This is a genomic window from Pseudoxanthomonas sp. UC19_8 (assembly GCF_042700505.1).
GTDB classification, from domain to species: Bacteria; Pseudomonadota; Gammaproteobacteria; order Xanthomonadales; family Xanthomonadaceae; genus Pseudoxanthomonas_A; species Pseudoxanthomonas_A winnipegensis.
In genome coordinates, this window is the sequence record NZ_CP170559.1 from 2432240 (window position 1) to 2459167 (window position 26928).

Genomic DNA, 26928 nt, shown 5'->3' on the forward strand with positions numbered 1-26928 from the left:
GTCACATGTTCTGACTCACAATCCCCACATGCCTCAGCACCTGCGCTCGGCCTGGAACCGCACCCTGTTCCGCCTCGCCACCTTGCTCCTGATCGTTGCGGTCGCCGGCTGGCTGGCGGGCGCGTTCTGGCCGGTGCTGGCGGTGGGCGCGCTGTGCGTGGTGGCCTGGCAGTTCCTGCGCCTGCGGGCGGTGCTGCGCCGGCTGACGGCGCGCGCGCGGATCAAGCCGGCCGAAGGCGACGGGGTGTGGAACGAGCTGGACCGCCTGCTGCACCGCGGCCAGGTCGAGATGCGCACGCGCAAGCGACGCCTGCTGGCGATGCTGCGCGCCTATCGCGCCGCCGCGGCGGCCCTGCCGGACGCGGTGGTCGTCATCGACCGCAATAGCCAGCGCGTGCAGTGGTTCAACAAGGCCGGCACCACGCTGCTGGGCCTGCGCCATCCGGCCGATCTGCATGCGCCGGTGGTCGATCGCCTGCAGCCGCTGCCGATGGCGCACTGGCTCAGCGCCGGACGCAACGCCGAGCCGATGCTCGACGCCGCATCGCCGATCAACCCGGACCTGCGTCTGAACCTGCGCCTGATCCCCTACTCGGACCAGTACTGGCTGCTGGTGGCGCGCGATGTCAGCAAGCTCAACCGGCTGGAGGAAATGCGCCGCGACTTCGTGGCCAACGTCAGCCACGAGCTGCGCACGCCGCTGACCGTGGTGCACGGCTACCTGGACATGCTCGACGCCGACGAGATGCCCGAGTGGAAGCCGATCCTGGACGAGATGCAGAAGCAGTCCGCGCGCATGACCCAGCTGGTCGAGGACCTGCTGACGCTCTCGCGCCTGGAAGTGCAGGACAGCCTGGCCGACGAGGCCATCGCCATGGCGCCGATGCTGGCCACGCTGCGCCGCGAGGCCGAGGCGCTCAGCCGCGGCCGCCAGACCATCGTGGTGGAAGACAGCGGCGACATCGACCTGCGCGGCTCCAACAAGGAGCTGCACAGCGCCTTCTCCAACCTGGTCAGCAACGCGGTGCGCTACACCCCGGCCGGCGGCACGATCACCATCGGCCTGGCCCACGAGGGCGCCGGCGCGGTGCTGAGCGTGCGCGACACCGGCTACGGCATCCCGGCCGCGCACCTGCCGCGCATCACCGAGCGCTTCTACCGCGTCTCGACCAGCCGCTCGCGCGAGAGCGGCGGCACCGGCCTGGGCCTGTCCATCGTCAAGCATGTGCTGAACCTGCACCAGGCGCGGCTGGAGATCGAGAGCGCCGTCGGCCAGGGCAGCACCTTCTCGGTCCACTTCGGCCCGGCGCGCGTACAGCCCCGTGAGTCCGCCTTCCCCTTCCAGCAGAGCCTTCCCGCATGATCGCCGCCGTCGAGCCGACCCTTGAAGCCGCAGATCCGCTGCGCGATCCGTCGCTGTACTTCAACCGCGAGCTGTCGCAGCTGGATTTCAACTTCCGCGTGCTGGCGCAGGCGCTGGATGGCAGCGTGCCGCTGCTGGAGCGACTGCGCTTCCTGTGCATCAGCTGCACCAACCTGGACGAGTTCTTCGAGATCCGCGCCGCGACCGTGCGCCACGCGCAGGACTTCGGCCTGCCGCCGGGCCCGGACGGGCTGACGCCGGCCACCGTGCTGGCGCGCATCCATGACCGCGCCGCCGAGCTGGTCGATGCGCAGTACAAGTGCTGGAACCAGGTGCTGCGCCCGGCGCTGAACGAGGCCGGCGTGCGCGTGCTCAGCCAGTCGGTGTGGAACGCGCGCCAGAAGCGCTGGCTGCGCGCCTACTTCCGCAACGAGATCATGCCGGTGCTCTCGCCGCTGGGCCTGGACCCCTCGCACCCGTTCCCGCGCATCCTCAACAAGTCGCTCAACATCGTGGTGGTGCTCAAGGGCAAGGACGCGTTCGGCCGCGCCGGCCACATGGCCATCGTGCGTGCGCCGCGCTCGCTGTCGCGCATCATCCACCTGCCCCAGCGCGTGTCCGGCGGCGAGCACGACTTCGTGCTGCTCTCCAGCGTGTTGTCGGCGTTCGTGGACGACCTGTTCCCGGGCATGGAGGTCAAGGGCGCCTACCAGTTCCGCGTCACCCGCAACTCGGAGCTGGTGGTGGACGAGGAGGACGTGGAGAACCTGGCCCTGGCCCTGCGCGATGAGCTGGCCGGGCGCGGCTACCGCCCGGCGGTGCGTCTGGAGATCGCCCACGACTGCCCCAAGGCCATCGTCAACACGCTGCTGGAGAACTTCAGCCTCACCGAGAACGCGGTCTACCGCATCGATGGCGCGGTCAACCTCAACCGCGTGATCCAGGTCTACGACCTGGTGCAGCGCCCGGAGCTGAAGTACCCGCCCTTCACCCCGCGCCAGCTGCGCGATGGCGATGCGATGTTCGAGACGGTGGCCGACGGCGATGTGTTGCTGAGCCATCCCTTCGATGCCTTCACTCCGGTGCTGGAGCTGCTCAAGCAGGCCGCCACCGATCCCAACGTGCTGGCGATCAAGCAGACTCTGTACCGCACCGGCAAGGACTCGGCCATCGTCGATGCGCTGGTGCTGGCCGCGCGCAACGGCAAGGACGTCACCGTGGTGGTCGAACTGCGCGCGCGCTTCGACGAGGAGGCCAACCTGGGCCAGGCCGACCGCCTGCAGGCCGCCGGCGTGCAGGTGGTGTACGGCGTGGTCGGCTTCAAGACCCACGCCAAGATGCTGCTGATCGTGCGCCGCGAGGGCCGCAAGCTGCGCCGCTACGTGCACCTGGGCACCGGCAACTACCACGCCGGCACCGCGCGCGCCTACACCGACCTGGGGCTGATCACCGCCAACCAGGACATCGGCAACGACGTGCACCTGCTGTTCCAGCAGCTCTCCGGGCTGGCGCCGACCACCAAGCTCAAGCTGATGCTGCAGTCACCCTTTACCCTGCACCCGGGGATGATCAAGAAGATCGAGCGCGAGGCGCGCTTCGCCCGCGCCGGGCGGCCGGCGCGGATCATCATCAAGGTCAACGCGATCAACGAGCCGCGCGTGATCCGCGCGCTGTACGCCGCCTCGCAGGCCGGCGTGCAGATCGACCTGATCGTGCGCGGCGCCTGCACCGTGCGCCCGGGCGTGCCGGGCGTGTCGGAGAACATCCGGGTGCGCTCGATCGTCGGACGCTTCCTGGAGCACAGCCGCGTGTACTGGTTCGGCAACGACGGCGATCCGGAGCTGTACTGCGCCAGTGCCGACTGGCTGGAGCGCAACCTGCTCAACCGGGTCGAGGCCTGCTTCCCGATCCTGGACGAGAAGCTGTCCGCGCGCGTGTTCCGCGACCATCTGCAGAACTACCTGGACGACAACACCAACGCTTGGGAGCTGGATACCAACGGGGTCTACCACAAGCTCTCGCCCGGCCCGGACCAGGCGCCGCATTCGGCGCAGGGCACGTTGCTGGCCAAGCTCTGAGGCCGTGCCCGCCGGTCCAGGCACGGACGAGGGAGCGGCTTCGGCTACCATGCGCGCCATGCCTTTCACGCTCCTCGAGACCCTTTCCAGCCCGCTGCAGGACAACGACCAGCTGGCCGCTGTGGACTTAGGGTCCAACAGCTTCCACATGGTCGTGGCCCGCTATACCCAGGGTCAGCTGCGCGTGATCGATCGCCTGCGCGAGACCGTGCGCATGGCCGACGGCCTGGACGCCCGCGGCGGCCTGTCGCAGGAAGCCCACCAGCGCGCGATCGATTGCCTGTCGCGCTTCGGCCAGCGCATCCGCGAGCTGCCCGCCTCGCGCGTGCGCGCGCTGGCCACCAACACGGTGCGCCGGCTGGCGCTGCCGCAGAGCTTCCTGGTGCCGGCCGAGGCCGCGCTCGGCCATGCCATCGAGGTGGTGTCCGGCCGCGAGGAGGCGCGTCTGATCTATCTGGGCGTGGCCCAGGCGCAGCCGCCCAAGCCGGGCACGCGCCGGCTGGTGATCGACATCGGCGGCGGCTCGACCGAATTCATCATCGGCAGCGGCCTGCAGACGCTGGAGCGCGAGAGCATCCAGGTGGGCTGCATCGCCAGCACGCGGCGCTTCTTTCCCGGCGGCAAGCTCTCGCGCAAGCGCTGGATGTCGGCGCTGACCGAGATCACCGCCGAGCTGCAGCAGTTCGCCCAGCAGTACCGGGCGCTGGGCTGGCAGGAGGCGATCGGCTCATCGGGCACGGCCAAGGCCATCGGCGACATCTGCGCGGCGATGAAGCTCACCAAGGGCGCGATCACCGCCGAGGCGCTGCCGCAGGTGCGCGAGCGCCTGCTGCAGGCCGAGCGCGTGGACGCGATCGACCTGCCGAGCCTGAGCAAGGACCGCCAGCCGATCATCGCCGGCGGCGTGCTGGTGATGGAGGCCGCGTTCCAGGCGCTCGGCATCGACCGCATGATGGTCAGCAAGGCCGCCATGCGCGAAGGCATCCTGTACGACATGCTCGGCCGCCGCGGCAGCGACGATCCGCGCGAGCTGTCGGTGGCCACGATGATGCAGCGCTATGGCGTGGACATCGATCAGGCCGACCGCGTGGACGCCACGGCGCAGCGGCTGTTCGAACAGGTCGCCAAGGCCTGGGACCTGGGCGAGGACGATGCCCGCCTGCTGCACTGGGCCGCGCGCCTGCACGAGATCGGCCAGGCCGTCGCGCACAGCCAGTACCACGTGCACGGCGCCTATCTGCTCGAGCATTCGGACATCGCCGGCTTCTCGCGCCAGGAGCAGCTGATGCTGGCGGCCCTGGTGCGCACGCACCGCCGCGGCATCCCCAAAGCGGCGTTCGATGCCCTGCCGGACCGTCGCATTCCGGCGATCCGGCGCCTGGCCGCGCTGCTGCGCCTTGCCGTGCTGCTGCACCGCGCGCACGACGCCGCGCCGATCCCCACCCTGGAGCTGACGGCCGAAGGCGACACGCTGCGCCTGCTGCTGGACAAGCAGTGGATCGACGCACGCCCGCTGCTGCGTGCAGACCTGATCGGCGAATCAGACGACATGCCCGGCCTCGGTGTGGACTTCAAGCCCTTCGTCACCTGAATTCAGCGACCGGCGTCACGCCGGTTTGCGCACGTGCACGCATTCTTGCCGTGTCCAACACGCCGCGTTCATCTTCAATCGGGTACGGATGCTACTTTCGAGGAACCTGAACAGGCGAAGTGCGGCAGTGCCGTAATCCCGCTCGCACCTTGCCTTGGGCAACGTCCAAGAGGGCATGCATCGTGCACAACAACTCGGAAGACCTTATCCAGCGCGTGCTGACGCAGATCGCGTCGGCGTCGGTTTCGATCGACCGCAACATCGAGCAGATCCTGGGCGTCATGCGCGAACATCTGCAGATGGACGTGGCGTTCGTGTCCGAGTTCGGCTCGCGCGACCGCGTGTTCCGCCACGTCATCAATCCCACTGGGCGTGTGGTGCTCAGCCGCGGCGATTCCATGCCGATGGAGGCTGGCTACTGTCCGCGGGTGGTCGATGGTCGCCTGCCATCGCTGATTCCCGACACCTCCCTCCTGCCCGAGGCGATGGGGCTGCCGGAAACCATGAGCGTGCCGATCGGCTCGCACATCAGCGTGCCGATCCGGCTTTCCGACGGCAGCGTGTACGGCACGTTCTGCTGCTTCAGTTTCGAGGCCAAGCCGGGGCTGGACGAGCGCGACCTGCACGTGATGCGCGCCCTGGCCCAGTTGGTCTCCCTACAGGTCCAAGGCGACATCGATGCGGTGCGGCTGCACAACGAGAAGCTGCGGCGCATCAGCGGCGTGCTGGAGATGGGTCAGCCGCGCACGGTGTACCAGCCCATCTACCGTCTGCACGACCGCGCCCTGATCGGCGTGGAATGCCTGTCGCGCTTCGACATGGAACCCAAGCGCTCGCCCGACGTGTGGTTCAACGAGGCCAACGAGATCGGCCTGGGCATGCGCCTGGAGATCAACGCCATGCTGACCGCGCTGCAGGGCCTGCGCGGCATGCCGGGCGACTTCTATGTCTCGGTCAACATCTCGCCGCAGACCCTGGTCACGCAGAACATCCTGGGCCATCTGGATGTGATCGATGCCGGCCGGCTGGTGCTGGAGCTGACCGAGCATGCGCTGGTGGAGGACTATCCGGCGCTGCAGACGACCATCAAGCATCTGCGCGCGGCCGGCGTGCGCTTCGCGGTGGACGATGCGGGCGCCGGTTACTCCAGCATGCGCCACATCCTCACGCTGCACCCCGAGATCATCAAGATGGACATCAGCCTGACGCGCGATATCGACCACGACCGCGCGCGCCAGGCGATGGCCGCGGCGCTGGTCGGCTTCGGCCGCCAGACCGGCAGTCACGTCACCGCCGAAGGCATCGAGACACGCGAGGAGCTCGAGGCGCTGCAATCGCTGGGCGTCGGCCAGGGCCAGGGCTACTACCTGTCCCATCCGCTCAAGCACGACGATCTGCGCGCACTGCTGCAGCCCGACGCCGTGCTCGGCTGAAGGCCGCCGCGACGCTCGCCGGGCGGCTGCGCGCGCCTGCACCCGCGACGAGACGATTTCGGGTTCCGCTTCGCTGCGCGAAAGGGAAGAGGTCGGTGGGGGCGACTGTCTCCTCAAATCTCGCGGCCGTCTGCCTGTAGAGCGGAGCTTGTGGCAATCCCCTCTTGGGGACTCCGCTGGGGCCTTTCCCACGAACTGAACGAAGAGCAGTGGAGCAAGCTCCGCTCTACAGGTGGGGGCCGCCCGTGGCGGCGACGGGCTTTCCGCGCTTTCTCGGCCCTCCCAGCTGTACCCAGGAGTCAAACTTTCCTTCCTGAGGAAACCCACACCCGTCGTTCCCGCGAACGCGGGAACCCAGCGCCTCGATCCACCGCGCGAAAATCCCCGATTCCCGCCTTCGCGGGAATGACGGTAGAAAGTGGCTGGCGCCTGTCAGTCACCGCCCTTGTGGGAGCCGCCCTTGTGGCCTTTTCGGCCAATGGCGGCGAAGGCTTTACCGGTAAAGCCCATCGCCGCCATGGCGGCTCCACAGATCCCACAGATCCCATAGGCCCCACAGGGTCACGGCGACCGTGGTGGCTTTCATGCAACTGACATCGCACTGACATCGACGCTGCATCCGCACCTCCCACCCTATGTCAAACCCGGGAGGCGCCCATGCGCTATGTCATCGTCACCGAGACCTATCCGCCGGAAGTCAACGGCGTCGCCTTGACCGTGCAGGGTCTGGAAGAAGGCCTGCGCCAGCGCGGCCACCACGTCAGCGTGGTGCGCCCGCGTCAGGACGGCGCGGCGCAGACCGCGCAGGACACCGTGCTGGTGCGCGGTGCGGGTCTGCCGCGCTATCCCGGCCTGCGCTTCGGCCTGCCGGCGCCGCTGCAGCTGAAGGAGCACTTCCGCGCCTTCGCGCCCGACGCGATCTACGTGGCGACCGAGGGCCCGCTGGGCTGGTCGGCGCTGCGCGCGGCCCAGCGTCTGGGCATTCCGGTGGCGACCGGCTTCCACACGCGCTTCGACCACTACATGGGCGACTACGGCCTGCCCTGGCTGCAGCCGGTCGCGCTGGGCTGGATGCGCCGCTTCCACAACCGCGGTGACGCCACGCTGGTGCCGACCCACGAGTTGGCGCAGTGGCTGCAAGGTCAGGGCTTCGGCAAGGTCAAGCGGCTGGCGCGCGCGGTGGATACCGGCCAGTTCCATCCGGGCTTGCGCAGCGACGCGCTGCGCGCGCTGTGGGGCGCCGGCGAGGCCACGCCGGTGCTGCTGTCGGTGGGTCGCATCGCGGCAGAAAAGAACCTGGCCTGGCGGTCCAGGCCTTCCGCGAACTGCAGGCCCGCGTCCCGCAGGCGCGCATGGTCTGGGTCGGCGATGGTCCCGAGCGGGCGGCGCTGCAGCAGGCCAATCCGGACTTCGTGTTCTGCGGCGTGCAGCGCGGCGTCGAGCTGGCGCGACACTACGCCAGCGCCGACCTGTTCGTGTTCCCCAGCCGCAGCGAGACCTTCGGCAACGTGACCCTGGAGGCGATGGCCAGCGGCCTGGCCACGGTGGCCTTCGACTCCGGCGCCGCGCACGAGCATCTGCGCAATGGCCTGCACGGGGCGGCGGTCGGCGACGACGCGCAGTTCGTCGCGGCGGTGCTGGAACTGGGCGGCGATGCGCAGCGCCTGCGCGCGATGGGCGCCGCGGCGCACCAGGCGGTCCAGGCGCTGCAGCCGGCCCAGGTGGCCGCGGATTTCGATGCCCTGCTCGCCGGGCTCGCCCATTCCCGCAAGGAGGAGTCCGCCGATGCGCTCGCCGTCTGAACTCTCGCTGCCGCGCGAAGCGCGCGTGTGCTTGCTGGCCAATCGCCGCGGTCGCCGCAGCGATGTGCGGCGCTTCTTCGCCGTCGTCAGCCGCCTGGGCGATGGCGTGTTCTGGTACGCGCTGATGGGCGCGCTGATCGTGTTCGACGGCTGGCATGGCCTGGCGGCGGCGGCGCACCTGGCGGCGACCGGTGCGATCGCGCTGGTGCTGTACAAGGGCCTCAAGCGCTGGACCCGGCGGCCGCGGCCGTTCGCCTCGGACGTGCGCATCCAGGCCTGGGTGGCGCCGCTGGACGAGTTCTCCTTCCCCTCGGGCCACACGCTGCATGCGGTGGCCTTCACCGTGGTGGCGCTGGCGCACTATCCGGCGCTGGCGCCGCTGCTGCTGCCCTTCACCGCCTGCGTGGCGACCTCGCGCGTGGTGCTGGGCCTGCACTACCCCAGCGACGTGCTGGCCGCCACCGTGATCGGCGTCGGCCTGGCCGCGCTGGCGCTGTGGGTGGTGCCGGGCGTCAGCCTGTTCGTCTGAGCGCGTCTTACACGCCGCTCAGGCTTCCCACTGCTCCACTTCCACCGCCGGCAGCAGCGGGCGCAGGGCCTCGCCGCCGGGCTGGGAGAGCAGCTTCTGCGCGTCGCTGCGCGCCATGTCCAGGGTCAGGCGCCAGCCGGCTTCTTCGTGGGCTTCGCCGCGCACGGCTTCCAGGTCGAACAGGCGCGCGCGCAGCCGGCCCGCGCTGGACGGCAGCAGCACCTCGCCGCGGATGCGCTCCAGGCCCAGGCGCTGGGCCAGCGCGTCCTGCAGCAGATCCAGGCCCACGCCGTCGCGCGCCGAGATCCACACCCGCTCGCGCGCCAGGCCCAACGTGCCCGGTTCTGTGGTCTCGTCCAGCGCGCCCTCGGGCGCGTCGTGGCGCGGCTGCGCGCCCTCGATGCGGTCGATCTTGTTGAACACCAGCAGCTGCGGTATGTCGCCGGCGCCGATCTCGTTCAACACCAGGTCGACCTGGGCCATGCGCTCCTCGCGCAGCGGATCGGCCGCGTCGACCACGTGCAGCAGCAGGTCGGCCTCGCGCGCCTCGGACAGGGTGGAGCGGAACGCGGCGACCAGCTCATGCGGCAGATCGCGCACGAAGCCGACCGTGTCGGCCAGCACCACCGCGCCGCCGGCCAGATTCACTCGGCGCACGGTCGGATCCAGGGTGGCGAACAGCTGGTCGGCCGCATACGCCTCCGCGCCGGTCAGCGCGTTGAACAGGGTCGACTTGCCGGCGTTGGTGTAGCCGACCAGCGCCACGCGCGGCAGCTCGCTGCGCACGCGCGCCCGGCGCATCTGGGTGTGCTGCACCTCGACCTTTTCCAGCCGCTTCTGCAGCTGGTCCACGCGCTTCTGCAGCAGGCGGCGGTCGGTTTCCAGCTGGGTCTCACCCGGGCCGCGCAGGCCGATGGAGCCGCCGCGCTGGCGCTCAAGGTGGGTCCAGCCACGCACCAGGCGCGTGGCGATGTGCTTGAGCTGGGCCAGTTCGACCTGCAGCTTGCCCTCGTGGCTGCGCGCGCGCTGGGCGAAGATGTCCAGGATCAGCCCGGTGCGGTCCAGCACGCGGCGCTCCAGGGCCTTTTCCAGGTTGCGCTCCTGGCCGGAGTCAGGGCGTGGTTGACCAGGATCAGGTCGGCGCCGGTGGCATCGGCCGCGGCCTTGACCTCGTCCAGCTTGCCGCTGCCGATGAAGGTGGAGGGGCTGGGCCGGTCGGCGCGGGCGGTGACCAGGGCGGCGATGGTGGCGCCGGCCGAGCGCGCCAGCTCGGTGAACTCCTCGGCGGCATCCTCGTCGCTGGAGGCGGCGGCGGTTCCGCCGCGCACCGGCTGGATCAGCAGGGCGTGCTCGCCCCGGCGGGAACGTTCGAACAACTCAGTCGGCATCGGTCACGGCAATCACGGGCTAAGGCCACAGCATGGTGGCGACGATGCCCCGCTTCAACCGCTGGCGGACGCGAGGCGATGCGCGTTCCGACCAATGGACGCCCGGCCTGAACCGGGCGCCTCTGACGACTACTCGTCCTCGGCCTCGTCAGACGAGGGCTCGGCGCCGTCGGCACCTGGCTGCACATAGCCGCCGCCAGGCCCCACGCGCACGTTGCGCGCCGGCACCACGGTGGAGATGGCGTGCTTGTAGACCATCTGGCTCACGGTATTGCGCAGCAGTACCACGAACTGGTCGAAGGACTCGATCGTCCCCTGCAGCTTGATGCCGTTGACCAGATAGACCGACACCGGAACCCGCTCGCGGCGCAGCGCGTTGAGGAAAGGATCCTGCAGGGATTGCCCCTTGGACATGCGAATGCTCCCGCCCATTCTTTCGATGGGACTGTTCTTGTAATGGGCCGGCGCGGTGACTGCTCCCCGAACCGCGGCCGGTCACGGGATATTACACAAGGCCGGCGGATTGACCAGACGCCATGTCGCGGTTTTCGCGGCAAGGCGGCTCAGCGGCCCAGGAACAGCGCCAGCGCGTCCTCCAGCCCGGCGCGCTGGGTCGCCGGGTCGAACCAGCGCAGGTCGTGGCGCGCGCGCAGCCAGGTGGACTGGCGCTTGGCCAGCTGGCGGGTGGCGGCGATGGCGCGTTCGCGGAAGTCCTCCGCGCTGCCCTGCCCGTCCAGGAATTCCCAGGCCTGGCGATAGCCGACCGCGCGCACCGCCGGCAGGTCCAGGGGCGCCGGGGCGGCCTGCATCTGCGGCAGGGCCCGCAGCGCGCGCACTTCATCGAGGAATCCGGCCGCGAGCATCGCGTCGAAGCGCTGCGCGATGCGCGTGTGCAGTACCGCGCGGTCGGCCGGCGCCAGGGCCAGCTTGAGCAGGCGCACGGGCAGCCGCGCGTCGCCGCGGCCCTCGGCCTGCCAGGCGCTGATCGGCTTGCCGCTGAGGCGGTAGACCTCCAGCGCGCGCTGGATGCGCTGCGGATCGGTCGGCTTGATCCGGGCCGCCGCCAAGGGGTCGACCTGCGCCAGCTGCGCATGCAGCGCGGGCCAGCCCTGCGCGGTGGCCTCGGCGGCAAGCGTGGCGCGCAGCTCGGGATCGGCCTGCGGCATGGCCGCCAGGCCCTCGGTCAGCGCCTGGAAGTACAGGCCGGTGCCGCCGGCCAGGATCGGGATGCGGCCGCGCGCGAGGATGGCCTCAAGCGCGGCGCGTGCCTCGAGCGCGAAGTCCGCCGCCGAGTAGGTCTGCCAGGGATCGCGCACATCGATCAGATGATGCGGCACCTGCGCCCGCTCCTCGGCGCTGGGCTTGGCCGCGCCGATGTCCAGGCCGCGATAGACCAGCGCCGAATCGACGCTGACGATCTCCCCGCCCAGCCGCTGCGCCCAGTCCAGGGCCAGCGCGGACTTGCCCGAGGCGGTGGGCCCGAGCAAGGCGATGGCAGGCGGCAGCAGCAGGTTCGACATGCGCGACAGTCTGCGGGGTGTCGGGCGAGGGGTCCATTGCGCTGGGCGCCGGGCGATCACCCGCTTCCTGAAGCCGATGATGGCGGGGCTGAAGGTTTTCCGCGAAAGCCCTTCGCCGCCGTTGGCCGACAGGGCGCCCTCCACCTGTAGAGCGGAGCTTGCTCCGCTGCCCTTCGGCCCGATCATCGGGAAAACCCCAGCGGAGCAAGCTCCGCTCTACAAGGAGAGCGCGACGCGATTTGAAGAGACAGCTCCGACAAAAAGAACGCGCCGGCGCGCGGGCCGTCAGAAGCTGTCGCCGGGGACGCGTACCCAGCCTTCCATCAGCACGCGCGCGCTGCGGCTCATGAGGGCCTTGGTGACCTGCCACTGGCCCTCGACCTGCTGCGCCTCGGCGCCCACGCGCAGGGTGCCGGAAGGGTGGCCGAAGCGCACCGCGCTGCGCGGCCCGCCGCCGGCGGCCAGGTTGACCAGCGTGCCGGGAATCGCCGCCGCCGTGCCGATGGCGACCGCGGCGGTGCCCATCATCGCGTGGTGCAGCTTGCCCATCGACATCGCGCGCACGCGCAGGTCGATCTCGCTGGCCTCGACGGTCCTGCCGCTGGAGGCGACGTAGGTCTCGGCCGGCGCGACGAAGGCCAGCTTGGGCGTGTGCTGGCGCCGGGCGGCCTCGTCCAGCGTCCGGATCAGGCCCATGCGCAGCGCGCCGTGGGCGCGGATGGTCTCCAGCCGCGCCAGGGCCGCGGCGTCCTCGTTGATCGCGCCCTGCAGCTCGCTGCCGGTGTACCCCAGCGCCGCGGCGTCGAGGAAGATCGTCGGGATGCCGGCATTGATCAGCGTGGCCTGGAAGCTGCCCACGCCGGGCACCTCCAGGGTGTCGACCACGTGTCCGGTGGGGAACATCGCGCCGCCGTCCTCGCCGTCGTCGGCCGGATCGAGGAACTCCAGCTGCACCTCGGCCGCCGGGAATGTCACGCCGTCGAGTTCGAAGTCGCCGGTCTCCTGCACCTGCCCGTCGGTGATGGGCACGTGGGCGACGATGGTCTTGCCGATGTTGGCCTGCCAGATGCGCACCGTGCACAGGCCATCGCGCGGCACCTTCGCCGGATCGATCAGGCCGGAGGCGATGGCGAACGGCCCCACCGCCGCCGACAGATTGCCGCAGTTGCCCGACCAGTCCACGAAGGCGCTGTCGATGGACACCTGGCCGAACAGATAGTCCACGTCGTGGTCGGCGCGCGCGCTGCGCGAGACGATCACCGCCTTGCTGGTGCTGGACGTCGCGCCGCCCATGCCGTCGATCTGCTTGCCGTACGGATCGGGGCTGCCGATCACCCGCAGCAGCAGCGCATCGCGCGCCGCGCCGGGCGCCTGCGCGCGCTCGGGCAGGTCCTGCAGGCGGAAGAACACGCCCTTGGAGGTGCCACCGCGCAGGTAGGTGGCGGGGATCCTGATCTGCGGAACATGCGACATGGGGGACATCCTTTCAGCGTGCGCGCGGCACGCGTTGCATCAGAGGGAAAAGGCCGCCTGCACGGGCTGCGTCGCGGCGGGCGCCAGCGTCCAGCGCGACAGGGTCCGGTAGCGGTAGGGATCGCCGCTGCCGATGGCCAGCTCGAAACTCTCGATCGGCCAGTCGATCGCGCGGATCGGCTTGATGCGCTGGCGCCGGGCCTCGAGGTCGTAGCGATAGCTCAGCGTCACGTGCGGGCGGTGGCCCTTGCGACTGGTCAACAGCCCCTGGTCGGCGATGGCCAGCTTCAGCGCGAGCAGCAGTTCCTTCAGCGCATTGACCGGCTGCGAACAGCACAGCTCGATATTGGCGCTGGCGCGCGCGTTGGGGCTCACCCGCAGCTGGTCCAGCGACAGCAGGAAGCCGCGCGCCTGCACGGCCTGACCGGCCTGCAGCAGCAGCGCGCGTGTCTGCGGTGAATCGATGAAGCGATCCGACAGCGTCTGGTGCCAGTTGACCAGCGGGAACATCGCCAGCCCCGTGGCCGCCTGGATGCCCTGCTCGCGCGTGGCGACATCGAAGACCTCGCGCATCGCCGCGTCGGGGCGGGCGATGAACAGCAGGCGATCGCCGCCCATTTCCTTGCTCCACAGCCGGTCGAGCAGCTGACCTGGCGGCGGCGCGGGAGGCTGCGGTCGCATGGTGGTCAGCACGCGCTCAGGCCGCCTTGGACGACTCGAGGAAGTCCTGGGCGAAGCGCTGCAGCACGCCGCCAGCTTCGTAGATGGACACCTCTTCGTCCGAGTCCAGCCGGCAGCGCACGGGCACCTGTTCCGTACTGCCGTCCTTGCGGTGGATCACCAGCGTCAGCGTGGCGCGCGGCGCGCGCTGGCCGAGGACATCGTAGGTCTCGGTGCCGTCCAGACGCAGCGTGCGCCGGTCGGTGCCGGGCAGGAATTCCAGCGGCAGCACGCCCATGCCGATCAGGTTGGTGCGGTGGATGCGCTCGAAGCCCTCGGCCACGATCGCCTCCACCCCCGCCAGACGCACGCCCTTGGCGGCCCAGTCGCGCGAACTGCCCTGGCCGTAGTCGGCGCCGGCGATGATGATCAGCGGCTGGCCGCGCTGCATGTAGGTCTCGATGGCCTCCCACATGCGCACCACCCGGCCATCGGGTTCGATCCGCGCCAGCGAGCCCTGCGTCTCCACCCCGTCGATCACCGCCATCTCGTTGAGCAGCTTGGGGTTGGCGAAGGTCGCGCGCTGCGCGGTGAGATGGTCGCCGCGATGGGTGGCGTAGGAGTTGAAGTCCTCCTCCGGCACGCCCATGCGCGCCAGGTATTCCCCGGCCGCGCTGCTGGCCAGGATGGCGTTGGACGGCGAGAGATGATCGGTGGTGATGTTGTCGCCCAGCAGCGCCAGCGGACGCATGCCGCGCAGCGTGCGCGCGCCGGCCAGCGCGCCCTCCCAATACGGCGGGCGACGGATGTAGGTGCTCATCGGCCGCCAGTCGTAGAGCGGGCTGATCTTCTGCCCGTGTTCGACGCGCACGTCGAACATCGGCCCGTAGACCTTGCGGAACTGCTCGGGCTTGACGCTGGCCTTGACCACCGCGTCCACCTCCGCATCCGAAGGCCACAGGTCCTTGAGCGTGATCGGCTGTCCGTCGGCGTCGAAGCCCAGCGCGTCCTTCTCGATGTCGAAGCGCACCGTGCCAGCGATGGCATAGGCGATCACCAGTGCCGGCGAGGCCAGGAAGGCCTGCTTGGCATAAGGATGGATGCGGCCGTCGAAGTTGCGGTTACCGCTGAGCACCGCGGTGGCGTACAGATCGCGCTCGATGATCTCCTGCTGGATCTTCGGGTCCAGCGCGCCGCTCATGCCGTTGCAGGTGGTGCAGGCGAAGGCGACGATGCCGAAGCCCAGCCGCTCCAGCTCAGGCAGCAGTCCCGATTCCTCCAGATACAGCTGCACCGCCTTGGAACCGGGCGCCAGCGAGGTCTTGACCCACGGCTTGCGCGTGAGCCCGCGCGCGTTGGCGTTGCGCGCCAGCAGCGCGGCGGCGATGACGTTGCGCGGATTGGAGGTGTTGGTGCAGCTGGTGATCGCCGCGATGACCACCGCGCCGTCGGGCATCAGGCCGTTGGCCTCCTCCGCGCGCGCCTTGTCCAGGTCCACCGCGATGCCGCGCTCGGCCAGCGCGCGGGTGGGCAGGCGCCGATGCGGGTTGGACGGGCCGGCCAGGGTGCGATCGACCGTGGACAGATCGAACTGCAGCACGCGCTCGTACTGCGCACTGACCAGGTCGTCGACCCAGATCCCGGCGGTGCGCGCGTAGGTCTCCACCAGCCGCACCTGCGCCTCTTCGCGGCCGGTCAGGCGCAGGTAGTCCAGGGTCTGGTCGTCGATGTGGAACAGCGCAGCGGTGGCGCCGTACTCGGGGCACATGTTGGAGATGGTCGCGCGGTCGCCGATGCTCAGCGTCGCCGCGCCCGCGCCGTAGAACTCCAGGTAGGCGCCGACCACCTTCTGCTTGCGCAGGAACTCGGTCAGGGCCAGCACGATATCGGTGCAGGTGATGCCCTCGCCCGGGCGGCCGGTCAGCTCGACCCCGACGATATCGGGCAGGCGCATCCACGAGGCGCGGCCCAGCATCACGTTCTCCGCCTCCAGCCCGCCCACGCCGACGGCGATCACGCCCAGCGCGTCCACGTGCGGGGTATGGCTGTCGGTGCCCACGCAGGTGTCGGGGAAGGCCACGCCGTCGCGGGTGTAGATCACCGGCGACATCTTCTCCAGGTTGATCTGATGCATGATCCCGTTGCCCGGGCCGATCACCTCGATGTTGCGGAACGCCTTGGCCGTCCAGTCGATGAAGTCGAAGCGGTCGGCGTTGCGGCGGTCCTCGATGGCGCGGTTCTTGGCGAACGCCTGCGGGTCGGTCCCGCCGCATTCCACCGCCAGCGAGTGGTCCACGATGAGTTGCACCGGCACCACCGGATTGACCTGGGCCGGGTCGCCGCCCTGCTCGGCGATGGCATCGCGCAGGCCAGCCAGATCCACCAGCGCCGTCTGGCCCAGGATGTCGTGGCAGACCACGCGCACCGGGAACCACGGGAAGTCCAGGTCGCGCCGGCGCTCGATCAGCTGGCCCAGGTAGGCCGGCAGCTGCGCCGGATCGGCGCAGCGCACCAGGTTCTCCGCATGCACACGCGCGGTATACGGCAGCCCTGCCCAGGCGCCCGGCACGAGCGCTTCCACCGCGGCGCGGGCGTCGAAATAGTCCAGCGCGGTGCCGGGGAGCGAGGTGCGGTAAGCGGTGTTCATGGCGGGATCCTGCGATCAGATCTGGCGGACGACGTCGGATACGGACGTGGCCCGTACCGGGGCGCAATCTGGCACCGCACGATGCATTGATCAATCTTGAGCGGCAGAATCAACCTGTCTGCGGCGCCCGGGCGTGAATTCAAACGCGCGTTTGGCTTCGCTATGATGACGCCCCTTTCGCCATGCCCCGCCGATGGAGCACAGCCGATGACCCCCGACGCGCTACTCGCCCAGTACGGGCCCCGCGAATCGATGGAATACGACGTGGTGGTGGTCGGCGCCGGCCCGGGCGGCCTGGCCACCGCGATCCGGCTCAAGCAGCTGGCCGCCGAGGCCGGTCGCGACGTGTCGGTATGCGTGCTGGAGAAGGGCTCCGAGCCCGGCGCCCACATCCTGTCCGGCGCGATCATGGACCCGCGCGCGCTGACCGAGCTGTTCCCCGACTGGAAGGTAAAGGGCGCCCCGCTCAAGCAGCCGGTGACCGAGGACCAGTTCCTGTTCCTCAGCGACACCGGCGCCAAGGCGACCCCGCATGCGCTGCTGCCCGAGTGCTTCCACAACCAGGGCAACTACATCATCAGCCTCGGCGCCCTGACGCGCTGGCTCAGCACCCAGGCCGAGGGGTTGGGCGTGGAGATCTTCCCGGGCTTCGCCGCCACCGAGATCCTCTACACCGACGCCGGCGCGGTGAAGGGCGTGGCCACCGGCAACATGGGCCTGGGCAAGGACGGCGAGCCGACGGCCGAGTTCCAGCTGGGCATGGAACTGCACGCCAGGTACACGATCTTCGCCGAGGGCTCGCGCGGCCAGCTCGGCCGCCAGCTGCTGGCCAAGTTCTCGCTGGACGCCGGCAAGGATCCGCAGGCCTATGGGCTGGGCATCAAGGAACTCTGGCAGATCGACCCGGCCAGGCACACGCCCGGCCTGGTGGTCCACACCGCCGGCTGGCCGCTGGATGCGGACACCTATGGCGGCTCGTTCCTCTATCACGCCGAGGACGGCAAGGTCGCCATCGGCCTGGTCGTGGGCCTGGACTACAGGAACCCGTGGCTGAGCCCGTTCGAGGAGTTCCAGCGCTTCAAGACCCATCCGGCGATCCGCAAGCACCTGGAAGGCGGCAAGCGCATCGGCTACGGCGCCCGTTCGATCACCGCCGGCGGCCTGATGTCGCTGCCCAAGCTGGTCTTCCCCGGCGGCGCGCTGGTCGGCTGCGAGGCCGGCACGCTCAACGCCAGCCGCATCAAGGGCAGCCACGCGGCGATCAAGACCGGCATGCTGGCCGCCGAGGCGGCGTTCGCGGCGCTGGGCGAAGGCCGCAGCGGCGATGAACTGAGCGCCTACCCGGCGGCCTTCGAGGCCAGCTGGCTGTACGCCGAGCTGCAGCAGTCCAAGAACTTCAAGCAATGGTTCAAGAAGGGCCGCACGCTGGCCACGCTGATGACCGGCATCGAGCAGTGGCTGCTGCCCAAGCTGGGTATCCGCAACCCGCCGTGGACGCTGCGCCACAGCACGCCGGACCATGCCTGCCTGGAGCCGGCCAACCAGCACCAGAAGATCGCCTACCCCAAGCCCGACGGCCAGCTGACCTTCGACCGGCTATCCTCGGTGTTCCTGTCCAGCACCAACCACGACGAGGACCAGCCGGCGCATCTGACGCTGAAGGACCCGGCCGTGCCGGTGGAGATCAACCTGGCGACCTATGCGGGCCCAGAAGCGCGCTATTGCCCGGCCGGCGTCTACGAGTTCGTCGCCGCCGACGGCGGCGGCCAGCGCCTGCAGATCAACGCCCAGAACTGCGTGCACTGCAAGACCTGCGACATCAAGGATCCGACCCAGAACATCGTCTGGGTCGCCCCGCAGGGCGGCGGTGGCCCGAACTACGCGGGCATGTAGGCCGGAAGCTTAGCGCCGCGACCTCGCGCCGCCGCTGGCGGCGCCTTCGACCGAATTCCGACAGGGCTACACGGCCTACTGCGCCCGGCCCGGCCTGCGCGTGATACGCGCAGGTGGCGTTCCAGTCGTCCCCCGCCGGCAAAAACCGGATAATGCGCCCATGCAGAACCCCGCCCTGTCCGTCGTCGTGCCCGTCTTCAACGAGCGCGACAACACCGCTCCCCTGGTCCACGAGATCGTCGCCGCCCTGCGCGGCGCGGTGCCGTTCGAGATCCTCTACGTTGACGACCATTCGCGCGACGACACGCTGGCCACGCTGCAGGCGCTCAAGGCGCAGGTGCCCGAACTGCGCGTGCTGCAGCACCAGACACAGAGCGGCCAGAGCACGGCCATCCGCACCGGCGTCAAGGCCGCGCGCGCGCCGTGGATCGCCACGCTCGATGGCGATGGCCAGAACGACCCGGCCGATCTGCCCAAGCTGCTGCGCGCGCGCGATGCCGGCGATCCGCTGGTGAAGCTCTACGCCGGCTGGCGCGTCGACCGCAAGGACAGCGGCAGCAAGCGGTGGGCCTCGCGCTACGCCAACGCCATCCGCGCGCGCATGCTGCGCGACGATACGCCGGACACCGGCTGCGGTACCAAGCTGTTCGAGCGCGACGCCTTTCTCGACCTGCCCTACTTCGACCACATGCACCGCTACCTGCCGGCGCTAATGCAGCGCGCCGGCTGGAAGACCATCAGCGTGCCGGTCAACCATCGTCCGCGCGGCGCCGGCGTGTCCAAGTACAACAACCTGCAGCGCGCCCTGGTCGGCATCCGCGACCTGCGCGGCGTGGCGTGGCTGATCGCCCGCAGCAAGCGCACCGCGGTGAAGGAACTCTAAGGAATGGAAATCCACTGGCTGGACCAGCCGATCCAGGCCCTATTCTGGACCGGCATCCACATCACCGGCTGGAAGCTCATAGGCTACACCGGCGCCCTGATGTTCGGCGGCCGCTGGCTGGTGCAGTTCATCGCCTCCAAGCGCGCGGGCAAGCCTGTGATCCCGCGGCTGTTCTGGTACATGAGCGTCGTCGGCAGCCTGATGACCCTGGCCTACTTCATCTTCTCGGCCAAACAGGACTCGGTCGGCGTCCTGCAGAACCTCTTCCCCGCCTTCACCGCGCTTTACAGCCTGCACCTGGACATCAAGCATCGCGGCTGGAAGCGCGATCGCGCTACGCATTAGGCGCGGGAGATGCCTATTCCCTGTACTTGGGCATGGTGCAGTCGGAGTACACCACCTTGCAGGACGCCTTAGGGCCGGCTTTCTCTGCACAGTACTTAAGACCTAGCTCACTGGCGGTCTCGATCGAATCGGCCGTCTGAGCGAAGTTTGAGGTGCCGAGGATGTTGGGATCGATCAGTGCAACGCACTGGTTGAAGTAGGTAAAGGTCACGACGCATGAATGCCCGCCGCGCTCCTCGCATGCGCCCAGTGCACGCTGCTCGGCGGCCCGCTTGGACAACTCGCCGGTTGACACGCCCCCGATTAAGTTAGGGCTGTCGGCAATCGCGCCCCACGTTTTGTCCCATGGCCGACGATCTTCACGATGGTCTTTCCCGAACCAGATCCATAGTTGGGCAAATCAGGCTGGCACAACACTGAGCCGGCCGCGACTCCGCCAGGACAGCGCGTCTGTGCATCTGCGCCCGCCGCCATGAGCGTTAGTGCCGCAATCAGGCCCAACCGCGCCATAAATCTTGCACCTTTAGTAGCGCTGGAAGATCGGATCGGTGCAGTCCGTATAAAGTATCTTGCAATCAGAGCTTTTCTCGGCACAACCTTTTAGGGCCTCGCTGCTAGCAATCTCAATGTTCTTAGCACTCGACTGTACTTCCCACGCCCTGCCGCTGGACTGCAAACCCGTCGCGTAGGCGACGCACTGGTTTTGATACGCAAATAACGCCTTACAACTGCTGCCGCCGCCCCGTGCGCACGCGGTGAGCGCTGCCTGCTCCGCTTCGCCCCTACTTAACTTGCCTACAGATGCTCCAACCTCAGTTCCAACACTATCCTTGGCAATCGCGCCCCAAGTCTTGATCCATTTACCTGCAGGCCGTGGCGGCAACGCGATCTCGTTGCCTTGCTGGTTGTAGTACCCGAGTCGATTCTGTTCGGCCTGGAACTGCTGTTGCTGCTGCTGTTGCACAGCATCCTGGCCAAAAGCATGCGAACAATAGAAAAGTCCGCAATTTATTATCAAGACTCCAAAGATCTTCACTACGCCCTCCTCCGATCAAATCACCTCGAATGACCGAGAGAAATACAATTATGCCATCTCACCTGAATCCCCACTGGCCGTAATGTACCGCTTGACACATAAATCTATGTGGGACCAGAACCCTGCGGATCCGGATGCGCACCTTTTGAACCAGAGGACGCCGTTAACGTTGAGTTTCCTGACCCAAGAACATTAACGTTACGCCCTTGTTGCATTTGTTCATTCTTGATGGTGTCGAGCTGAGAACTCCTTCCCATCTGCGCCGGCATGTAACTACCCGCCGGCTGCCCGTTCGGGCCAGGCTGCCCACTCTGCGGGGCATTGGCATTGATCGCCGAGTACGGGCTGAAGCTGGCCAGCATGCCCTGGAAGAACGAGGCTGCCATTGGCGGACAGGTGATCAGCATTGTCGTGAGGATCAATCCCAGTCCGGCCGTCTGCATCGCTGCTTCTCGAAGCCCAGCTGGATTGGCTAGCTGGAACTGCGTCGTCGCCCACTGCACGCCCGCCACCGTGATCATCAGCTTCATCGCGATGTTCGACAACACATACAGCGTCGCCAGCGAGAACATCATCCCCGCACCGTACATGAGCCAACGCGAGAACAACTGTTTGGTCGCATCGAACATCAGGCAAATAATGAACAGCGGCCCCAATCCGACGAACAGCGCCATTCCCACTTCGTACATCAGCACCATCGCGCCACCCGTGATCGCAGGGCCCCCGATCCCCAACATCACCATGACCCGCAACATCCCCGACTCGCCTTCCAGCGCGCCATCGCCGCCGGTCTGGGCTGAACTGACCGCCGTCAGCGCATTCATCGCAAGCGAGGTCGCATCCAGGCTCGCGTTGATGCTCTCGAACATGTCCTTGTTACTCTGATCGGCGTTGTTGGTCACCATGCCGTAGATGGCCTCGCCCAACCCCGAGGTCAGGCTCTTGTACAAGGCCGATGAATTGCCCGCGAAGCCCGTCGCGATGCCGATCACGAGCATGGCCTTCAGCGTGTCCCCCACCAGAGCCATCATCGGCTCCCGGGAACGCCCGGTCATCACCCGCCAGCCCTGAATGAAGATCCAGATGGTCAGCAGGCTGAGCGCCAGCATCCCGAACAGCGCGGCGAACCGGCTGAGGAGACTGGACTGGAAGCCATTGATCTCCTCCTGCAGGAACTCGAAGATAAGAGGAAAGAAAAGAAAGTCGGGCATGGCTAAGAGATGTCCTTGTCTACTTCGTCGAGCGCGCGATCGCCAAGATGACTTGCATCATTCCTGCGCATTCGACTGATATAAGTGAGCGCCGGCCAAAGCCGCTGTCAAGAGCGCGCTTCTCACTGCGCCGTCGACAAAGGACGACCCTTTACCGCGCTGAAGGTCTCGCGTCAGATCAGCCAATTTGGCGTTCTGATCGGTGAAGTAGCGGCTGTAGCTGTCCATGGTCAGCCTCAGGTTCATCTGATCGATCTGGATTTGCGTCTGCAGCGCCAGGAGCTTGTTGGTGTTGGACTCGAGGGAGCCGAACTCGGTCTCCGCCCCCGTATCGATTTGCTTGCGTTCCTGAAGAATCGCGTTGAGCTCCTCTTGCCGCTTCTTGGTCAGCTCGAGCATTTTCACCAAGTAGTTGTTGAGTTTGATTTCCTTGGTGACCATATCCGTACAGATCTTATTTTGATCCGTACTGACCGCGTTATCGGGCTGCACACGGCAGCGCGACGACTGCACATCGGAAGCGTCGTTTCGCTCCGACATCTTGCTGTCGTTATCATCCTGAAGGCTGAGCGTCTTGTTCTTACTTGTATCGTAAGCATCGCTTTTCACATGGCTCTGCTTGTAAATCTTATCCAGCCGCTCATTGACGTCCTGTTTCAGGTTGTCAATCTTGGTCTGTGTTGTTTCATCGGTGACATGCCATTGCGCGAACGCCGGCGCACCGGCTGCCAAGAGGCCGAAGCAGACGCAGGCCCGAAGCGCCCGCTGGAACCGGCGGCGGAGAGGGATAGCAGTCGTGCTCATGGGAACTCCTTGGATCCAGATACGATTCATCGAATTGTCATCACGCTAATGCGCTGCGGCCTGCGCGGTGAGCGACACGCCCGCCCTTGCCAGACCCTTTGCGGTTTTCATAGAACAGCTCAAGCCACTCTTCCGGCGTCAGATCGGCCGCAGGTTTCTCCAGCTGCATCGAACGCTGCGCTAGCACTTGGTGCATGATCTCGATGTTGTCGGTGGAGGCCGAGATCACCGAGAGCGCATCATCGAGCCCGCGCAGGTTCAGCTGGCACACCACCGAGCCGTGGCCCTGCTTGACCAGGAAGCAGCGTGAGCGCTCGTCGAGGCTGACGACGACCTGATACTCGGCCTCGGTGAGCTTGAGCCCCTCGATGTAATCCTCGCGACTGGCGTTCGGATTCGGCAGCAGGATCAGGGTCGCGGTCTGCTCGATCAGCGCGGCGGAAATGTCGCTCGCCAGCGCGTCTTCGGGGCTCTGCGTAGCGAAGATGCCCGAGGCCATTCTGCTTTCGGATGGTCTTCTGCTTGTTCTTTGCGAACTCCTTCAGCCCGCCCTTTCCGTCCAGGATCTTCCAGAACTCGTCCATGACATAGATCAGCGGACGGCCGTCGATCAACTCCTCCAGGCGGTGCAGGAGATAGTTGATGACCGGCGCGCGGACCTCCGGATTGTCGATGATGTCGGTGTAGTCGAAGCCGATGATGTTGGCTTTCTGCAGATCGATGGTGTCCACCGGATTGTCGAACACCCAGCCGAGCGAATTGCCCGCCGTCCACTTGCGGATGCGCGCATACAATCCGTCGTCGCCCATGTTGGGCAGGCTCTTCTGGAAGTTGGTCATCGTCCGCAGGTGCGGCGGCGTGTCCAGAATGTTCTCGACGGCGCGGAAGATGTCCTCCTCCTCGCGCGCGGTGTAGGCGATCTTGCCGGCCAGCACCTTGACCAGATCGGCCAGGAACTGGACGTTGGCCTCGTTACGCTCGCACTGGAAGGGGTTGAATCCGGTCGGCCGGCCGTTCTCCAGCGCCAGATAGTTGCCGCCGCACGCGCGAACGAAGATCTCCGCGCCGCGATCCTTGTCGAAGAAGAAGATCGTCGGCGATGGCGTGTACTTCTGCACCTGGCTCAACAGGAAGTTGATCAGCGCCGTCTTGCCGGTACCCGACTTGCCGATCACCATCGTATTGGCGATGGCCTTCTCGCCGAACGAATTTTCCGCCGGATGCGTGGCGTGGAAATTGAAGTAGTACGGCTGCCCGTTGGTGGTCTGCAGCGTGGTGATGCACTCGCCCCAGGGATTGTTGTCCTTCTTGCCGGTGGCGAAGTTGTGCAGCGGCGAGAGGCCAAGGAAGTTCAGCGAACTGATGTTGGCCGGCCGCGTCCGATACTTCCAGTTGGCCGGCAGCTGCGAGTAGAACGAGGCGGTCACCGCCAGGTCCTCCTTGGCCGAGACGAAGCCCGCATTGGACAGCTCGGCCCGCGCGGTAGCCACGTTCTGCTGCAGCTGCGCCTGGCTATCGGCGTACAGCGCCATCACGAAGTGGTATTCGCCCAGCACGAAGTTGCCCGAAGACAGCTGATCCATCGCATGGTCGAGCTCGGCGATTTGGCTGACTGCCTTGTCGCCGGAGGAGATCATCATGCCCTTGGTGCGGTCGAGCACCTTCAGCGCATCGTGCCGGCCCATCGGGCTGAAGGAATGGCTGATGACGTATTCGAAGTCCAGATACTTCAAGCCATTGAGGATGCCCGGAAAGGTCCCGTCGGGATACTCCTTCACGTTGAGAATCGCACCATAGTGCTTCTCGCCGTTGGGCGTGGCGATGATGTAATCACCGGTCTTGGCCGAGAACAGATGCTTGCTGACCGGCAGATAGTCCTTGATCGACGCGCCCAGCACCGGCACCGGCTCGGTCACGCGATTCAGGATGTAGCCCAGGAACTCCAGCGTCTCGGAGAACACGATGCCGTTGCGCGCTTCGTAGATGCCCAGGCGATACGGTGAATAATCCTTGAGCACCGCTTCCACGTTGCCCGCCAGCTCCAGGACCTTGGCGACGGCCTGCTCTTCCATCGCCCTCAATCGTTCCAGATCGCCGCTCTTCTCCACGAAGGCCTTGCCGGCGACGATGGGGCGATACAGCAACGTCAGATACATCTCGTTGCGCATCACTTTCTGACTGGACAGGCTCTCGAAATAATCGTCGGACAGCTGCTGGTTGAACTTCTGCGCGAAGGTGCTGCGTTGCTTGATGCTGCCGCGGCGACGCACATCGTGGACCCAGAACGCCACATTGACGAAATCCGGCGCCCGCAGGGTCTGCAGCATCCGGTTGAACGTGTTGTGCCGGTGCTCCAGCTCCCACTCCTCGCGGCCGACGAAGGGCAGACCGCCCAGGTGCCAAGTCAGCAGATAGTCCCCGCCCGTGGTCTTGACCACGGACTGCGCCACATGGCTCGAATAGGGAATGAACTCGCTGACGGGCGAATCGGGGTTGAACATAGGACCTTCCTGGTTTACTGCAACTGCCAGGCGCCGATCGGCGCCTGGCACAAACACGAACTGCCTACTCGCGCTCGGCAGGCTTCTTCCGGTACGGGTTGGGCGAAAACACCCAAAGACCGTCGTTGTGACGGATGTTGCGGGTCCGCATGCGGAACTGCAGACGCAGCCCCATCAAGCGGAAAATCATCTCGTCGCGCTTGGCCATCTGCCGCATCACGAAGATCACCACAGGCAAGGCCAGCAGCCAGAGCAGGTTGCCGCTGTACATCGCGAAAAGCAGCGTGCCGCCTGCCCCGATGAAGAACGGGACATACGGCACGCCCATGAACATCGCCGGGCGCGTGCAGCCGCGGAACATGATGTTCTTTTGCATGGATCAGCGGACCTGTTCCACCGGCAGCACGATCATGCTCGCAGTTGCACCAGTCGTCATGCACTTCGAGCTGTTCTCGTTCTTCGGCATGACCATGGCGGCGATCTGGCCTGCCGCGCCGATCAACAGACCGCCGATCAGGATGGGAGCGACATCGCCGATGCGCTTATGGGCGAAAGCGATCTGATAGCCTGCGAAAATGACGGCGATGGTCACCACAGCGATCGAGGCGATCGTCAGAATATTGTTCACATTGCCGAAGAAGCCGCAGACGCTGTCGGCAGTTTCGCCATAGCCATCGTTTTGAGCGAACGCCGGCAGTGCAAACACTGCGCCTAGGAGAATTGCAGCCTTCAGCAGCGACTTGCACGTCGCGGCTGTCTGGGTCGAGACCAACTTGCCTTGCTTTTCCATGTGACTCTCCTTGCTTCGAGGGTGGGATGGGGGAATGCCTCCCCGGGATCGACGCCGTTCCCTAGAACGGCGCCAGGAACTCAGAACACGAATGCGTTGTCGCCCGCCTGTCCCTGCGCCTTGCCCGCCTCGTCGGCCACCTGAGGCGCGGCCGCCTGGGCGGGCGCGGCCTCCGGCTTCTGGCCTTGCAGCGGCGTGGGAAAGACGGGCCCGTTGCGGGTCAATCGCACCACGCCGCTGGCCGACGGCGCCGCCTGGGCAGGCCCAGGCGCGGCCGCAGCAGCAGGCGCCACGGCGTCACGGGCCGCGCTCACGACAGGAGCAGCGGCGTCCTGCGAGGCGGACCTGGAAAGCGTCTCCTGCCCGTCGTCCTGGCCCACGACACGGCGCGAAAGCGGCGCTTGCGTGTCCGCAACCGACCCGGCGCGAGAGGCCGACGGCGACACGGTCGCCACCACCGGGATGGCGTTGCCGGGATCCATCCCGGCGCGCTGACCGGCGATGGACGCGAAGATCTTCTGGACGTAACCGTGCTGGTAACCAGTGGTGAAGTTACCCGAGTAGTAACAGCTGAACGCGCTACCCCAGTCTCCCTGCGCGCGCGCATGGCACTCGGAGAGAATCCGCGCGCCTGCTCGCAGATTCACGCAACCATCGAAGGCCTGCGCATACGAGGCGACCCCGTACTTGCGCAGGTTGTAGCGATTGACCTGGGCCAACCCGACAGAGAAATTGTAGCCACGGCTTTCGAGCATCTCGGCGGTCGCAACCGCTTCGGCAAGATTACGTGGCTGGCGCACCAGACGCCCGCCCACCACGCCGATGGCATAGGGGTTGGCTGAGGACTCGACCTGCACCACGTGATGCATGACGTCCATGGGCACCGCGAGGTTTTGGCACTGCATCATGTCCACGAAGGGAAGCATGCGCACCTCCTTTGCCTGTAGGCACCATCTGTCCGCTTCCCACGGGGCCGGGCGC

At 67.1% G+C, this 26928-nt stretch carries 22 protein-coding genes and 2 pseudogenes; 9 read left to right on the forward strand and 15 right to left on the reverse strand.

All coding sequences use genetic code 11. The features are described 5' to 3' along the window. Positions 1 to 28: 28 nt before the first annotated feature. The 6 genes and pseudogenes from phoR (at position 29) to ACFJIT_RS10735 (ending at position 8796) form a co-directional block, all read left to right on the forward strand. Complete coding sequence (phoR, locus tag ACFJIT_RS10710; RefSeq protein ID WP_379653597.1) at positions 29 to 1363, forward strand: phosphate regulon sensor histidine kinase PhoR; 1335 nt, start codon at positions 29 to 31, stop codon at positions 1361 to 1363. After that, the gene (ppk1, locus tag ACFJIT_RS10715; protein ID WP_379653598.1) at positions 1360 to 3441 is read left to right on the forward strand and encodes a polyphosphate kinase 1; all 2082 of its coding nucleotides are present in this window, start codon (positions 1360 to 1362) and stop codon (positions 3439 to 3441) included. Before phoR ends, ppk1 begins: the two co-directional genes overlap by 4 nt. Positions 3442 to 3499: 58 nt before the next feature. Then, positions 3500 to 5032 (forward strand): exopolyphosphatase, encoded by a 1533-nt coding sequence (gene ppx, locus ACFJIT_RS10720; protein ID WP_379653599.1) that lies wholly within the window; start codon positions 3500 to 3502, stop codon positions 5030 to 5032. A gap of 182 nt (positions 5033 to 5214) precedes the next feature. Further along, positions 5215 to 6465 carry an EAL domain-containing protein gene (locus tag ACFJIT_RS10725; RefSeq protein ID WP_379653600.1) on the forward strand — a complete coding sequence of 417 codons (1251 nt, stop codon included), beginning with the start codon at positions 5215 to 5217 and terminating at the stop codon, positions 6463 to 6465. A gap of 657 nt (positions 6466 to 7122) precedes the next feature. After that, positions 7123 to 8267 (forward strand): annotated as a pseudogene (locus ACFJIT_RS10730) (glycosyltransferase family 4 protein). After that, positions 8251 to 8796, forward strand: coding sequence for a phosphatase PAP2 family protein (locus tag ACFJIT_RS10735; protein ID WP_379653601.1), 546 nt, complete (start codon positions 8251 to 8253; stop codon positions 8794 to 8796). The pseudogene ACFJIT_RS10730 and the gene ACFJIT_RS10735 overlap by 17 nt, the downstream one beginning before the upstream one ends. An 18-nt stretch (positions 8797 to 8814) precedes the next feature. Here the strand turns inward: ACFJIT_RS10735 and hflX are convergent, their stop codons facing one another. From hflX to acnD, 7 genes are all read right to left on the reverse strand, one after another. Continuing rightward, the gene (hflX, locus tag ACFJIT_RS10740) at positions 8815 to 9864 is read right to left on the reverse strand and encodes a GTPase HflX (protein WP_379653602.1); all 1050 of its coding nucleotides are present in this window, start codon (positions 9862 to 9864) and stop codon (positions 8815 to 8817) included. Beyond that, entirely contained in the window at positions 9843 to 10172 is a 330-nt protein-coding gene (locus tag ACFJIT_RS10745) for a hypothetical protein (RefSeq protein ID WP_379653603.1), read from the reverse strand. Before ACFJIT_RS10745 ends, hflX begins: the two co-directional genes overlap by 22 nt. Before the next feature lie 141 nt (positions 10173 to 10313). Next, complete coding sequence (gene hfq, locus ACFJIT_RS10750; protein WP_130533796.1) at positions 10314 to 10598, reverse strand: RNA chaperone Hfq; 285 nt, start codon at positions 10596 to 10598, stop codon at positions 10314 to 10316. Between the two features lie 149 nt (positions 10599 to 10747). Then, positions 10748 to 11704, reverse strand: coding sequence for a tRNA (adenosine(37)-N6)-dimethylallyltransferase MiaA (miaA, locus tag ACFJIT_RS10755; RefSeq protein ID WP_379653604.1), 957 nt, complete (start codon positions 11702 to 11704; stop codon positions 10748 to 10750). Positions 11705 to 11989: 285 nt separating this feature from the next. Further along, positions 11990 to 13177, reverse strand: a complete 1188-nt coding sequence (gene prpF, locus ACFJIT_RS10760) for a 2-methylaconitate cis-trans isomerase PrpF (RefSeq protein ID WP_379653605.1) — start codon at positions 13175 to 13177, stop codon at positions 11990 to 11992. Positions 13178 to 13216: 39 nt separating this feature from the next. After that, positions 13217 to 13858 carry a hypothetical protein gene (locus ACFJIT_RS10765; RefSeq protein WP_379653606.1) on the reverse strand — a complete coding sequence of 214 codons (642 nt, stop codon included), beginning with the start codon at positions 13856 to 13858 and terminating at the stop codon, positions 13217 to 13219. 16 nt (positions 13859 to 13874) lie between these two features. Then, positions 13875 to 16484, reverse strand: a complete 2610-nt coding sequence (gene acnD, locus ACFJIT_RS10770; RefSeq protein WP_379653607.1) for a Fe/S-dependent 2-methylisocitrate dehydratase AcnD — start codon at positions 16482 to 16484, stop codon at positions 13875 to 13877. A gap of 207 nt (positions 16485 to 16691) precedes the next feature. Here acnD and ACFJIT_RS10775 point away from each other — a divergent pair, with 207 nt between their 5' ends. The 3 genes from ACFJIT_RS10775 (at position 16692) to ACFJIT_RS10785 (ending at position 19605) form a co-directional block, all read left to right on the forward strand. Continuing rightward, entirely contained in the window at positions 16692 to 18377 is a 1686-nt protein-coding gene (locus tag ACFJIT_RS10775; protein WP_379653608.1) for an electron transfer flavoprotein-ubiquinone oxidoreductase, read from the forward strand. Between the two features lie 160 nt (positions 18378 to 18537). After that, positions 18538 to 19260, forward strand: a complete 723-nt coding sequence (locus ACFJIT_RS10780; RefSeq protein WP_379653609.1) for a glycosyltransferase family 2 protein — start codon at positions 18538 to 18540, stop codon at positions 19258 to 19260. A gap of 3 nt (positions 19261 to 19263) precedes the next feature. After that, positions 19264 to 19605, forward strand: a complete 342-nt coding sequence (locus tag ACFJIT_RS10785; protein WP_130519944.1) for a lipid-A-disaccharide synthase N-terminal domain-containing protein — start codon at positions 19264 to 19266, stop codon at positions 19603 to 19605. 13 nt (positions 19606 to 19618) lie between these two features. Here ACFJIT_RS10785 and ACFJIT_RS10790 read toward each other — a convergent pair whose 3' ends face one another. From ACFJIT_RS10790 to ACFJIT_RS10825, 8 genes and pseudogenes are all read right to left on the reverse strand, one after another. Continuing rightward, entirely contained in the window at positions 19619 to 19990 is a 372-nt protein-coding gene (locus ACFJIT_RS10790; protein ID WP_379655762.1) for a DUF4189 domain-containing protein, read from the reverse strand. A gap of 138 nt (positions 19991 to 20128) precedes the next feature. After that, positions 20129 to 20641 (reverse strand): DUF4189 domain-containing protein, encoded by a 513-nt coding sequence (locus tag ACFJIT_RS10795; protein WP_379653610.1) that lies wholly within the window; start codon positions 20639 to 20641, stop codon positions 20129 to 20131. A 104-nt stretch (positions 20642 to 20745) separates the two neighbouring features. Continuing rightward, positions 20746 to 21852 carry a type IV secretion system protein gene (locus tag ACFJIT_RS10800; protein ID WP_286577057.1) on the reverse strand — a complete coding sequence of 369 codons (1107 nt, stop codon included), beginning with the start codon at positions 21850 to 21852 and terminating at the stop codon, positions 20746 to 20748. Between the two features lie 57 nt (positions 21853 to 21909). Then, positions 21910 to 22656, reverse strand: a complete 747-nt coding sequence (locus tag ACFJIT_RS10805) for a hypothetical protein (protein WP_379653611.1) — start codon at positions 22654 to 22656, stop codon at positions 21910 to 21912. 40 nt (positions 22657 to 22696) lie between these two features. After that, positions 22697 to 25157: pseudogene (locus ACFJIT_RS10810) on the reverse strand (VirB4 family type IV secretion/conjugal transfer ATPase). A gap of 64 nt (positions 25158 to 25221) precedes the next feature. Then, on the reverse strand, positions 25222 to 25533 hold the full coding sequence (locus tag ACFJIT_RS10815; protein WP_130519931.1) for a type IV secretion system protein VirB3: 312 nt from the start codon (positions 25531 to 25533) through the stop codon (positions 25222 to 25224). 3 nt (positions 25534 to 25536) lie between these two features. Then, the gene (locus ACFJIT_RS10820; protein ID WP_379653612.1) at positions 25537 to 25947 is read right to left on the reverse strand and encodes a TrbC/VirB2 family protein; all 411 of its coding nucleotides are present in this window, start codon (positions 25945 to 25947) and stop codon (positions 25537 to 25539) included. Positions 25948 to 26027: 80 nt separating this feature from the next. Beyond that, on the reverse strand, positions 26028 to 26873 hold the full coding sequence (locus ACFJIT_RS10825) for a lytic transglycosylase domain-containing protein (RefSeq protein ID WP_379653613.1): 846 nt from the start codon (positions 26871 to 26873) through the stop codon (positions 26028 to 26030). Positions 26874 to 26928 lie beyond the last annotated feature (55 nt).

Bases quoted from the DNA above. Each gene is read 5' to 3' on its own strand.
- phoR (WP_379653597.1), top strand. From the start codon at position 29: ATGCCTCAGCACCTGCGCTCGGCCTGGAACCGCACCCTGTTCCGCCTC.
- ppk1 (WP_379653598.1), top strand. From the start codon at position 1,360: ATGATCGCCGCCGTCGAGCCGACCCTTGAAGCCGCAGATCCGCTGCGC.
- ppx (WP_379653599.1), top strand. From the start codon at position 3,500: ATGCCTTTCACGCTCCTCGAGACCCTTTCCAGCCCGCTGCAGGACAAC.
- ACFJIT_RS10735 (WP_379653601.1), top strand. From the start codon at position 8,251: ATGCGCTCGCCGTCTGAACTCTCGCTGCCGCGCGAAGCGCGCGTGTGC.
- hfq (WP_130533796.1), bottom strand. From the start codon at position 10,598: ATGTCCAAGGGGCAATCCCTGCAGGATCCTTTCCTCAACGCGCTGCGC.
- miaA (WP_379653604.1), bottom strand. From the start codon at position 11,704: ATGTCGAACCTGCTGCTGCCGCCTGCCATCGCCTTGCTCGGGCCCACC.
- prpF (WP_379653605.1), bottom strand. From the start codon at position 13,177: ATGTCGCATGTTCCGCAGATCAGGATCCCCGCCACCTACCTGCGCGGT.
- ACFJIT_RS10765 (WP_379653606.1), bottom strand. From the start codon at position 13,858: ATGCGACCGCAGCCTCCCGCGCCGCCGCCAGGTCAGCTGCTCGACCGG.
- acnD (WP_379653607.1), bottom strand. From the start codon at position 16,484: ATGAACACCGCTTACCGCACCTCGCTCCCCGGCACCGCGCTGGACTAT.
- ACFJIT_RS10775 (WP_379653608.1), top strand. From the start codon at position 16,692: ATGACCCCCGACGCGCTACTCGCCCAGTACGGGCCCCGCGAATCGATG.
- ACFJIT_RS10780 (WP_379653609.1), top strand. From the start codon at position 18,538: ATGCAGAACCCCGCCCTGTCCGTCGTCGTGCCCGTCTTCAACGAGCGC.
- ACFJIT_RS10785 (WP_130519944.1), top strand. From the start codon at position 19,264: ATGGAAATCCACTGGCTGGACCAGCCGATCCAGGCCCTATTCTGGACC.
- ACFJIT_RS10800 (WP_286577057.1), bottom strand. From the start codon at position 21,852: ATGCCCGACTTTCTTTTCTTTCCTCTTATCTTCGAGTTCCTGCAGGAG.
- ACFJIT_RS10805 (WP_379653611.1), bottom strand. From the start codon at position 22,656: ATGAGCACGACTGCTATCCCTCTCCGCCGCCGGTTCCAGCGGGCGCTT.
- ACFJIT_RS10815 (WP_130519931.1), bottom strand. From the start codon at position 25,533: ATGCAAAAGAACATCATGTTCCGCGGCTGCACGCGCCCGGCGATGTTC.
- ACFJIT_RS10820 (WP_379653612.1), bottom strand. From the start codon at position 25,947: ATGGAAAAGCAAGGCAAGTTGGTCTCGACCCAGACAGCCGCGACGTGC.
- ACFJIT_RS10825 (WP_379653613.1), bottom strand. From the start codon at position 26,873: ATGCTTCCCTTCGTGGACATGATGCAGTGCCAAAACCTCGCGGTGCCC.